This is a genomic window from Specibacter sp. NPDC078692, assembly GCF_040686835.1.
Taxonomy (GTDB): Bacteria; Actinomycetota; Actinomycetes; order Actinomycetales; family Micrococcaceae; genus Specibacter.
This window is the reverse complement of the sequence record NZ_JBFBLV010000037.1, coordinates 23,792-33,217: the sequence shown is the minus strand read 5'-3', so window position 1 is coordinate 33,217 and position 9,426 is coordinate 23,792. Positions and strand designations below refer to the sequence as shown.

The 9,426-nt window shown below is 61.8% G+C and carries 10 protein-coding genes and 1 tRNA gene; 2 read left to right on the top strand and 9 right to left on the bottom strand.

All coding sequences use genetic code 11. The features are described 5' to 3' along the window. The first annotated feature begins 119 nt into the window (after positions 1 to 119). Both AB0O97_RS18190 and AB0O97_RS18185 read left to right on the top strand, forming a co-directional pair. Complete coding sequence (locus AB0O97_RS18190) at positions 120 to 662, top strand: hypothetical protein (protein WP_363884563.1); 543 nt, start codon at positions 120 to 122, stop codon at positions 660 to 662. 129 nt (positions 663 to 791) lie between these two features. Then, the gene (locus tag AB0O97_RS18185) at positions 792 to 1,034 is read left to right on the top strand and encodes a hypothetical protein (RefSeq protein ID WP_363884561.1); all 243 of its coding nucleotides are present in this window, start codon (positions 792 to 794) and stop codon (positions 1,032 to 1,034) included. Positions 1,035 to 1,422: 388 nt separating this feature from the next. On the opposite strand, the gene AB0O97_RS18180 is transcribed toward AB0O97_RS18185, so the two are convergent. The 9 genes from AB0O97_RS18180 to AB0O97_RS18140 form a co-directional block, all read right to left on the bottom strand. Then, positions 1,423 to 1,496, bottom strand: a tRNA-Pro gene (locus tag AB0O97_RS18180). Positions 1,497 to 1,644: 148 nt separating this feature from the next. After that, on the bottom strand, positions 1,645 to 3,201 hold the full coding sequence (gene der, locus AB0O97_RS18175) for a ribosome biogenesis GTPase Der (protein WP_363884560.1): 1,557 nt from the start codon (positions 3,199 to 3,201) through the stop codon (positions 1,645 to 1,647). Then, a complete protein-coding gene (locus AB0O97_RS18170; RefSeq protein ID WP_363884558.1) occupies positions 3,198 to 3,920 on the bottom strand; it encodes a lysophospholipid acyltransferase family protein in 723 nt (240 codons plus the stop codon). The genes der and AB0O97_RS18170 overlap by 4 nt, the downstream gene beginning before the upstream one ends. Continuing rightward, positions 3,917 to 4,636, bottom strand: a complete 720-nt coding sequence (cmk, locus tag AB0O97_RS18165) for a (d)CMP kinase (protein ID WP_363845287.1) — start codon at positions 4,634 to 4,636, stop codon at positions 3,917 to 3,919. The genes AB0O97_RS18170 and cmk overlap by 4 nt, the downstream gene beginning before the upstream one ends. After that, entirely contained in the window at positions 4,633 to 5,736 is a 1,104-nt protein-coding gene (locus AB0O97_RS18160; RefSeq protein WP_363884556.1) for a prephenate dehydrogenase, read from the bottom strand. Before AB0O97_RS18160 ends, cmk begins: the two co-directional genes overlap by 4 nt. A 7-nt stretch (positions 5,737 to 5,743) precedes the next feature. Continuing rightward, on the bottom strand, positions 5,744 to 6,892 hold the full coding sequence (locus AB0O97_RS18155) for a pseudouridine synthase (protein ID WP_363884554.1): 1,149 nt from the start codon (positions 6,890 to 6,892) through the stop codon (positions 5,744 to 5,746). A 36-nt stretch (positions 6,893 to 6,928) separates the two neighbouring features. After that, positions 6,929 to 7,567 carry an SMC-Scp complex subunit ScpB gene (gene scpB, locus AB0O97_RS18150; RefSeq protein ID WP_363884553.1) on the bottom strand — a complete coding sequence of 213 codons (639 nt, stop codon included), beginning with the start codon at positions 7,565 to 7,567 and terminating at the stop codon, positions 6,929 to 6,931. Beyond that, positions 7,560 to 8,465, bottom strand: coding sequence for a segregation/condensation protein A (locus AB0O97_RS18145; protein WP_363884566.1), 906 nt, complete (start codon positions 8,463 to 8,465; stop codon positions 7,560 to 7,562). The genes scpB and AB0O97_RS18145 overlap by 8 nt, the downstream gene beginning before the upstream one ends. 61 nt (positions 8,466 to 8,526) lie before the next feature. Beyond that, positions 8,527 to 9,408 (bottom strand): AAA family ATPase, encoded by an 882-nt coding sequence (locus AB0O97_RS18140; RefSeq protein ID WP_363884551.1) that lies wholly within the window; start codon positions 9,406 to 9,408, stop codon positions 8,527 to 8,529. Positions 9,409 to 9,426 lie beyond the last annotated feature (18 nt).

Below are 9,426 nucleotides of genomic sequence, written 5' to 3'. Positions count from 1 at the left end.
TACGCACTCAAACAGCGTCGGACGCAATGAAGGAAGAAGCACTCACGCAAGCCGCATGATGCAGAACACGTGTCCACAACTTGCGGGGAACCCCAGATCTCGCTGGGTGGAGGGTGGCGGTGATCGGGGCAGCGGCGACCGCTGTGCAGGTGGTGCCAGAGCTGGCCACCATCGCCGAACGCGTCACGCTCTACCAACGCACCCCGAACTACATTTGGCCCAAGCCCGATGGTCGCTATCCGCGCTGGTACCGGCCGGTCGCCGCCCGGATCGAACGCCCGTTCTTCCAGTGGCTTGGTGAGCAATTTTCGCGAGCCTTGGAGGACGGATCGTTCGCCGCCCGCGTGAGCCGTGCCGTGACCCGATTCCACTTGCTGCGCCAGGTCGCTGATCCCGCCCTGCGCGCAGCGCTCTCCCCCGGCTACCCCATCGGCTGCCGGCGCATCCTGTTCTCCAACAACTTCTACCCTGCGGTGCGCCAGGAGAATGTGGACCTTGTCACCGAGGGAATCGCCCGTATCCGGCCGAACGGGATTGAAACCCTCGACGGCGGATTTCATCGCGCAGATGCCATCCTCTACGCCACCGGATTCGATGCCCAGGGGTTCCTGCGGGGCATCACTGTCACCGGATCCGACGGCGTTGACCTGCACCAGCACTGAGCGCAGGGTGCCCGGGCGCACCTGGGGATCTACGTCCCAGGGTTCCCCAACCTGCTTTTGTCCTACGGTCCGAACACGAATCTTGGCGGAAGCCCCATCATCCGCATGCTGGAGGCGCAGGCTTCCCACATGCGCCAGAGCGTGGACTATATGGTGGCCTCCGGCGCGAAAACACTCGAGGCGACCCCAGCAGCAGAGCAGGCTTGGGATGACGCGGTGCAGGGCGAACTGTCCACGTCAGCCTGGGTGCGCTGCGACAGCTGGTACCGGAACCCTGCGTCGGGGCGCATCACCTCGAATTGGCCAGGCGGCACCACCAGCTACGTAAAGCGCACCCGCGTGCTCAAATCGAGTGAGTTCGTATTTCGCTAGGCCACCCACATCACAGGCTCAGCAGGATGCCGCAGACTCGTGCAGGCTGGGAGAGAAACGGGTGGTGGCCACGAGCCATTCTCCGAAGCGCACGGCCGCGCCAACTCGAAAAGAGCTACGCCCTCACCTTGCACCGTGCTTGGCGGATCATGACCGGCCCGGATTCCGCCGTCGTGCTACGACAGCTTGGCTGGCACCGCTCGAGGACGGACTGCGACGCCCAGCCAGTTTTACCGCTAGCCCCGAGTCCCCAGATATGGCCCCTTTAATCGCATTTTCGGGGCCATATGTGGCGACTCGAAGATGGTGATCGTGGAAGTCGAATGGTTGGGAAACAAAAACCGCTCAAACTCCGGTTTTCACCAGTGTTTGAGCGGTTTTTATCCGGTCGGGCTGACAGGATTTGAACCTGCGACCCCTTGACCCCCAGTCAAGTGCGCTACCAAGCTGCGCTACAGCCCGATTGTTCAACCATTCGGAAGATGCCCTCCGTGGTCGAACCACCGGGAAAAAGTTTACCCCATATTCTGAGGCACTCTAACCACTTTGCCTGTGATTGGCATCTCACTCCCCGGCCGGCGCGAAATCCGGCCGGGGAACAAGGGACTTTCTACTTCTTTTTGCTGCGCTTCTCGCGCACGCGCATGCTGACTTCAATGGGAGTTCCCTCGAAGCCGAAGGTTTCACGCAGGCGGCGCGTGATGAAGCGGCGGTAACCTGCATCTAGGAAGCCGGTGGTGAACAGTACGAACTTCGGCGGGCGGCTGGAGGCCTGGGTGCCGAAGAGGATACGGGGCTGCTTGCCGCCGCGTACGGGGTGCGGGTGCTCGGAAACCAGTTCACCCAGGAACGCGTTCAGGCGTCCGGTGGGGATGCGGCGATCCCAGTTTTCCAGGGCCAAATCCAGCGCGGGCACTAACTTTTCCTTGTGCCAACCGGTCTTGGCCGAGATGTTGACGCGCGGAGCCCAACTGACGTGGGCCAGATCCTGATCAATTTCACGTTCCAGGTACTTGCGACGTTCGTCGTCCATCAAGTCCCACTTGTTGAACGCCAACACCAGAGCACGGCCAGATTCGATGGTCAGCTGCAAGATGCGCACATCCTGTTCGCTGAGCACCTCATCAACAGCCAGCAGCACCACGGCAACTTCGGCTTTTTCCAACGCCGTCTGGGTACGCAGTGAGGCGTAGAAGTCAGCGCCCTGTGCCATGTGCACCCGGCGGCGGATACCGGCCGTGTCCACAAAGCGCCAGGCGCGTCCACCCAATTCGATCATTTCATCGACGGGATCACGCGTGGTGCCTGCAACGTTGTCAACGACCACGCGCTCAGAGCCTGCCAGCTTGTTCAGCAGCGAGGACTTGCCAACGTTGGGGCGTCCAATCATGGCTACGCGGCGCGGGCCACCAGAACGTTCAAGGCCGGCGACGGCGGAGAACTCCGGGAGGGTGTCCATGACGCGGTCCAGCATGTCGGCAACGCCACGGCCGTGAACAGCAGAAACGGGGAGCGGCTCACCCAAGCCAAGGCCCCACAACATGGCGTTGTCGGCTTCCTGAACCAGGTCATCAATCTTGTTACCGACCAGGATGACCGGCTTCTTGGACTTGCGCAGCATCCGCACAATGGCCTCATCGGAGGCGGTGATGCCAACGATCGCGTCAACCACCAACAGCACGGCGTCAGCCATTTCAACAGCGATCTCAGCCTGCTCGGCAACACGCAGGTCCAGGCCGCGGGCGTCGCGTTCCCAACCACCGGTGTCCACGAGGGTGAAGTTACGGCCGTTCCAGGTGGCGTCGTACTGGACACGGTCACGGGTTACACCCGGGGTGTCCTCAACTACGGCCTCTCGGCGGCCCAAGATGCGGTTGACCAGGGTGGACTTGCCCACGTTGGGGCGTCCCACAATGGCGAGAACCGGGTTCTGGCGCAGCGGATCCTCGCTCTGACCGTCGTCGAACTCGCCCGAAAGCAGTGCGGCATCGGCGTCGTCGAGTTCGTAGCTGGCGAGGCCAGCGAGCAAGCCGGCAGCGCGAGCGTCAGCGTCCTCGTCAGAGATGGCCGCCAATTTTTCGGCGATCTGGTCGGTACCCGTGGGCACGTATTCCGGGTGACCAAACTCACCGTCACCGTAGGGTGCGGATGACTTGGGGTCGCTCATGGTTGCTGTCCTTTATGCTTTGAAGATAGGTGATCATCCGCGGGCAAATCCTGCCCTGTTGCGGCTTGCGATGCGGCAATGTGTGCCGCCAGCCGCAGGCGGATTTGTTCGGTTGCTCTGTCCATTGAAACACGGCCGGAAACTCCCGGCTCACGCGTGATTGTCAATGGTTCCCCAAACACTACGTGCAGTGTGCGCCGTGGTGCTGGAATTTTATCGCGATGTTCCCCGCTGTGTCTTGTTCCCAAGACTGCAACAGGTACGACGGCGGCGGCCGAGTTAAGTGCCAACCATGCCACCCCGCTGCTCATACTGGCGGCGTCCCCGGTTCCCCGGGTGCCTTCTGGCAGAATCCCGACACAATCGCCTCGGTCCAAGACCGCCTTGGCGTATTGCAAGGCTGCCCGGTCGCCGCTGCGGTTGACGGGAATCTGCCCGGAAGCGTGCAACACCCCGCCAAGGACGCCCTTGAACATCGTGTGCCGGACCAAGACATGCATGTATCTGCTGCTGGCCCCCACCATGACCGGTCCGTCAAGATAGCTCAGGTGGTTTGCGGCAAAAACTACGGGCCCGGATGTGGGAATGTGTTCCCTACCCAGAACCTTGGTGTCGTACACCACATGGTCCAAGAAGCGCCCCACCGGACGGCTCCACAACGTTTTCCACCGCGGCGGCGGCTCCGTCAACACCCGCAGCGGCTTCTCGCCACGGCTCATGCAGCGGGACCGGCGTTGACTGCTTGGCGAACCACGGCGATGACGGCTTGGATGGTCTCTTCGAAATCCAGATCCGAAGAGTCAACCGTGTAGACACCGTCAGCGGCACGCTGGAAATCAACCACGGTTGAATCCTTCGCGTCCCGGGCTAAGACCTGCTCCTGGAGTTGAGCTGCAGTTTGTGTGCCACCGAGCTGCAGCCCCCTGCGGCGCAGACGAGCTTCCTCGCTGGCCGTCAGGATCAGGCGCGCCTCAGCGTTAGGAGCCACCACTGTGGTGATGTCCCGCCCTTCCACCACAATGCGGTGGCCGTGTTCGGCGATGAGCTCCTGCTGCCGACGCACCAAGGCTGCACGAGCACCCAAGTTGGTGGCCACAGCACTGACCGAAGATGAGATCTTCGGTTCGCGGATAGCGTCGGTGACATTGATGCCGTTGACCTTGAAAAACTCGGTGTCCGGAACCATGCTCTGCTCCATCTTGATGGTGCGCGCTGCTGCCTCAACGGCGCCGGCGTCTTCGAAGCTGATACGCGCATTCAGGCAGTGCCAGGCCACGCTGCGATACATGGCACCGGTGTCCAGGAATGCCAGGCCGAGGCGCTGCGCCACGGCCTTGCTGACACTTGACTTGCCCGAACCGGAAGGCCCGTCAACAGCAATCACCAAGGGCTTGCCTATGCGAATCTGCTGCACCACTACATCTGTGTTGCTCATTGAATTACCTTCCAACCGCGTGCCGTCAATTCATCCACGAGAGCCACCCTGCGTGCCGGCAGCACCGACAGCTCCACCATGCCAACTTGCAGCCCTGCCGAATGGTCCAGGCGCAAGTCTTCGAGGTTGACCCCGATCTCACCGATTTCCGTCAGCAACTTGGCGATCTGGCCCGGCTTGTCATCGACCAAAACTGTCAGCCAGGAGTACTGCTGGGCTGGCCCACCGTGCTTGCCGGGGATCCGGCTTTGCCCCGCATTGCCTTCGGAGATGAGCTGGGCCAAATCCAATCGCGCGCCGGGTGCCGTGGGAGCGCTGAGCGTGTTGATCAGACGGTCCAAATCGGTCCGGACACCCTGCATGATCTCCAGCACCTTGGGGGCGTTGGCCCCGAGAATCTGGACCCATAGGGCAGGGTCGCTGGCAGCAATCCGGGTCACATCACGCAGCCCATTACCCGCTAGCGAGAGTGCGTGCTGCGGCGTTTCTGCCAGCCTGCTCGCCACCAAAGACGCCATGACCTGCGGCAGATGCGAGACCAAAGCTACGGCGCCGTCGTGCTCGTCAGGGGTGAAACGGAACACCACAGCGTCCAGATCAATGGCCAGCGAATGCGCCACCTTGATGGCCTGCGCACTGCTCGCCTCAGACGGGCACAGCACCCACGGCATCGAGTTGAACAGCTCACCGCGAGCCGCAACCGGACCCGAGCGTTCGCGCCCGGCCATGGGGTGCGTGCCAACGTACCGTTCCAGCATTGCCGGCTCCAGAGCATCCATGGCTTGAAGTTCGGCCAGCACGGCACCCTTCACACTGGCAATATCAACCACGACGGCGGACGGGTACTTTGAGAGCGCACCCGCCACAACATGGGCGGTGACATCAGGCGGCGCGGCCACAACGACGAGTTGTGGGCTCAGGTTTTCAGCGGGGTCAAGGGCGCGACCGGCACCAATGTCCACGGCCACAGCCTGTGCCGAGGGAGAGGGGTCGCTCAAGACCACGTCAATGCCGCGAGCCCGCAGCCCTAAACCAATGCTGGCCCCTAGCAGCCCGCTGCCAAGGACCAGCACGGCTCCGCTCAAGTGCGAAGGATTCATGCGTTGATTACATCCCCACGTCGGAGAGTAGGAAGCCAATCTCGTGGCGGCCCAAGACGCGGACGCTGCCCTGGCGCTGATCGCCTAGTGCGATCGGTCCGAATTTCACACGGACCAGGCGCTCTACCGGGTAACCGACGGCATCGAACATACGGCGCACAATACGGTTCTTACCGGAGTGCAAAACAACCTCAGCCAAGACGTGACCCGGGGTGGAGTCAACCAAGCGGAAGGAGTCAACCTTCTGCCAGCCGTCCTCAAGCTCCACGCCATCCTTGAGCTGGGCGCCAACGCCATGGGCCATGGGGCCCTTGACCTGGACCAGGTAGGTCTTGGGGATCTCGTACTTGGGGTGGGTCAAGCGGTTGGCAAGTTCGCCGTCGTTGGTCAAGAGCAACAGGCCTTCGGTGCCGGTGTCCAAACGGCCAACGTGGAAGAGTCGCTCTGCTGTCTGGCGCTTCTTCAAGAAGTCGCTGATGCAGGGACGGCCTTCGGGGTCATCCATGGTGGAAACAACGCCCTTGGGCTTGTTGAAGACCATGTAGACGAGGGATTCGTTGGTCTGGATGGTCATGCCGTCAACAGCGATTTCCACCGTAGCCGGGTCAACACGAAGACCCAGCTGGTTAACCGTGACGCCGTCGACCTGGACGCGGCCTTCAAGGATCATGTCCTCGCATAGGCGGCGAGATGCCACCCCTGCCATGGCCATGACCTTCTGCAGGCGCACGCCCTCTGCATTGTGAATGTCAATGTCATCGGTGGTCCGTGTTGGGCGGCGGTTCTGCTCGGTGGGGCGGTTCTTCGACGGGCCAACCGTGCGGCCGTACTGCTCGTTCTTGAACGGGCGGGCACCGGTCTGGCTCGGCTTGCGTGCGCCGGGCTTGCCAGCGCCTTGCTTGGGGCCGCCGAGCTTGGGGGCACCGGAGCGGTAACCGCCCTCGCTGGCCGCTTTTGCCCTGTCGGCGTTGTAACCTGCGGCGCGCAAAGCGCCCGGCTTCAGGCCGTCGGAGGAACCCGACTTGGATCCGCCCTTGTAGCCGTCGGACTTGGATCCGCCCTTGTAGCCGTCTGACTTGGGTGCGCCCGAGCGGGGCTTGCCTCCACGCGGCTGGTTCTGTCCGGAGGAATTCCCGGAGCGGGGTGACGGTGTCATTATGTAATCCTTAAAGTGCTAAGTGTTGTGGTCATGCTAAAAGTGTGAATCATCGAAATCCTGAAGGTTTTCCAGACCGGGCAGGTGCGGTGCAATTTGCGGCAACTCGTCCACGCTCCCCATCCCAAGCCGTTCTAAAAAGTACGCCGTGGTGCGGTACAGGAAAGCCCCGGACACCGGATCGGTGCCCACTTCCTCAATCAACCCGCGCTGCGCAAGCGTCCTGACAACCGAGTCCACGTTCACGCCACGAATGGCGGAGACACGGGCTCGGGAGACCGGTTGACGGTAAGCAATCACCGCCAGAGTCTCCAAGGCTGCCTGCGTGAGCCGGGCCGTTTGGCCGTCCACAACAAACTGGGACACGATCTCGGCGTAAGCGGGACGTGAATAAATACGCCAACCACCAGCAAGATGCCGGAGTTCAAAGCCGCGAACCGGTACGGTGTCACCCTTTCCAGTATAGCCGTCGTACTCCCTTGCGAGTTCGTGTAATAGCTCACGTATGGTAGCGGCTGGCAATCCCACCACTGAGGCCAGCTGCACCTCGGAAACGGGCTCATCCACCACCATCAGCACGGCCTCGAGGGCTGCACGGACACTGTCGCGGGATTCCAAGAGTTCGCCAGCGTCGCTTGGCGCGGACTCTTCAGGCACAGGAACTTCCTCAGTCATGAGGGACCTCGCTCTCGTCAGGGGGCACATCAGGGCTCTCGCCAGTGCCCGCCTCAGTGGGTTCGTCATCGAAATCGCTCGCAACAGCAACAGCAACGGCGGGGCTCACACCGGCACTCCACTGCACCAGCAACTCCCCCAGCGGGTTCGGCTGCTCGAAGGAGATCAGCTGGTCACGAAACAATTCCAGCAGCGCCAAGAACCGGGCAATGATCATCATGGAGGAATCGGCATCGGCACTCAGCGCGGCAAATGTCAGAGGCGCTCCGACCCAGCCAGCAGCGGCAGGATCACCGGCTTCGGGCATGCCGGCCGTGAGCATGGCGGTGATAATGGCGGCCTGGTCCCTGACGCTGACGGGTTGCACATGCAAGTGGGTTAGTCCCACCGTGGTGCTTGGCGGTTCCTTTGTTTCCATGGCGCGGGCTGCCAGTTCGGCAAATTGCTGGGGCGTGTGACGCCACACCAGCTCAGGTAGGAGCGCTGCAAACTGTGGTTCGAGCCCTACTTGGCGGGGGAACCGCCGGGCTTCGCGGTCCAATTCGGCGCCCATGAGGGTGGCCACTTCTTTGAAGGCCTTGTATTGCAAAAGCCGTGCGAACAAGAGGTCACGGGCCTCCAAAAGGGCCAGGTCGTCGTCGTTCTCCACCTCACCAGCCGGCAAAAGCCTGGCGGCTTTCAGGTCCAGCAAGGTGGCGGCCAGAACCAGGAATTCGCTGGCTTCATCCAGCGCCCAGTCCTGGCCGAGGTCCTGTAAAGCCTTCAAATAACTGATGAATTCATCCGTGACAGTGGCAATCGCCACATCAGTGATGTCCATCTCATGTTTGGAAATGAGCCCCAAAAGCAGGTCAAAAGGGCCCGTGAAGTTCTCTAGGCGGACTTCGAAACGAGTCATGCCCGGGGCTTCCGGTGGTGTTTCTGCCGCGATCCCCGCGACGTTCTGTGATGAGATCAAGTTAGGGCGAGCCGCCTCGGGCGATCAGTTCTTTGGCCAGCCGACGGTAGGACTCGGCGCCCTGATGGTTGCTGGCGTAAGAGGTGATGGGTTCAGCAGCGACGGAGGCATCGGCGAACTTGATGGTGCGCTTGATGACGGTTTCGAAGACCTTGTCTCCGAATGCTTCCACCAAGCGGGCCAGAACTTCACGGCCGTGCAGGGTGCGGGCGTCGTACATCGTGGCCAACACGCCGTCGACCTGCAGACCCGGGTTCAGGCGATCCTGCACCTTATCGATGGTCTCCACCAAGAGTGCCACGGCGCGCAGGGCAAAGAATTCGCAAATCAGCGGGATGATCACGCCGTGAGCGGCCGTCAAGGCATTGACGGTCAGCAAGCCCAAAGACGGCTGGCAGTCAATGAGGACAACGTCGTAGTCATCCTCAACCTTGCGCAAGGCACTGGCCAAAACCTGCTCGCGGGCCACCTCGTTGACGAGCTGAACTTCAGCGGCCGAGAGGTCAATGTTGGCTGGGAGAATGTCGATGTTCTCTACATCGGTATGGATGATGGCGTCGCGGATGTCCACCTTGCGGTCCATCAACACGTTGTACACGGTGACGTCCAGCTCATGGGGATTGGTGCCGAAACCAGCGGAAAGGGCGCCCTGCGGATCAAAGTCCACCAGCAGTACCTTGCGCCCGGCTTCTGCCAGCGCAGCACCTAGGTTAATGGTGGAGGTAGTCTTTCCGACGCCGCCCTTTTGGTTGACCATCGCGATAATGCGCGCGGGGCCGTGGGAGGAAAGGACCGGAGGCTCCGGGAATTCCGTCAGGGGACGCCCCGTAGGGCCCAGTACATCTTCGCCGGCAAGTGCCGTTGCACCCTGCTCGTTGCTCACCTGTCAGTCCACACTTTC

Bases quoted from the DNA above. Each gene is read 5' to 3' on its own strand.
- AB0O97_RS18170 (WP_363884558.1), bottom strand. From the start codon at position 3,920: ATGAGCCGTGGCGAGAAGCCGCTGCGGGTGTTGACGGAGCCGCCGCCG.
- AB0O97_RS18185 (WP_363884561.1), top strand. From the start codon at position 792: ATGCGCCAGAGCGTGGACTATATGGTGGCCTCCGGCGCGAAAACACTC.
- cmk (WP_363845287.1), bottom strand. From the start codon at position 4,636: ATGAGCAACACAGATGTAGTGGTGCAGCAGATTCGCATAGGCAAGCCC.
- AB0O97_RS18145 (WP_363884566.1), bottom strand. From the start codon at position 8,465: ATGACTCGTTTCGAAGTCCGCCTAGAGAACTTCACGGGCCCTTTTGAC.
- scpB (WP_363884553.1), bottom strand. From the start codon at position 7,567: ATGACTGAGGAAGTTCCTGTGCCTGAAGAGTCCGCGCCAAGCGACGCT.
- der (WP_363884560.1), bottom strand. From the start codon at position 3,201: ATGAGCGACCCCAAGTCATCCGCACCCTACGGTGACGGTGAGTTTGGT.
- AB0O97_RS18155 (WP_363884554.1), bottom strand. From the start codon at position 6,892: ATGACACCGTCACCCCGCTCCGGGAATTCCTCCGGACAGAACCAGCCG.
- AB0O97_RS18160 (WP_363884556.1), bottom strand. From the start codon at position 5,736: ATGAATCCTTCGCACTTGAGCGGAGCCGTGCTGGTCCTTGGCAGCGGG.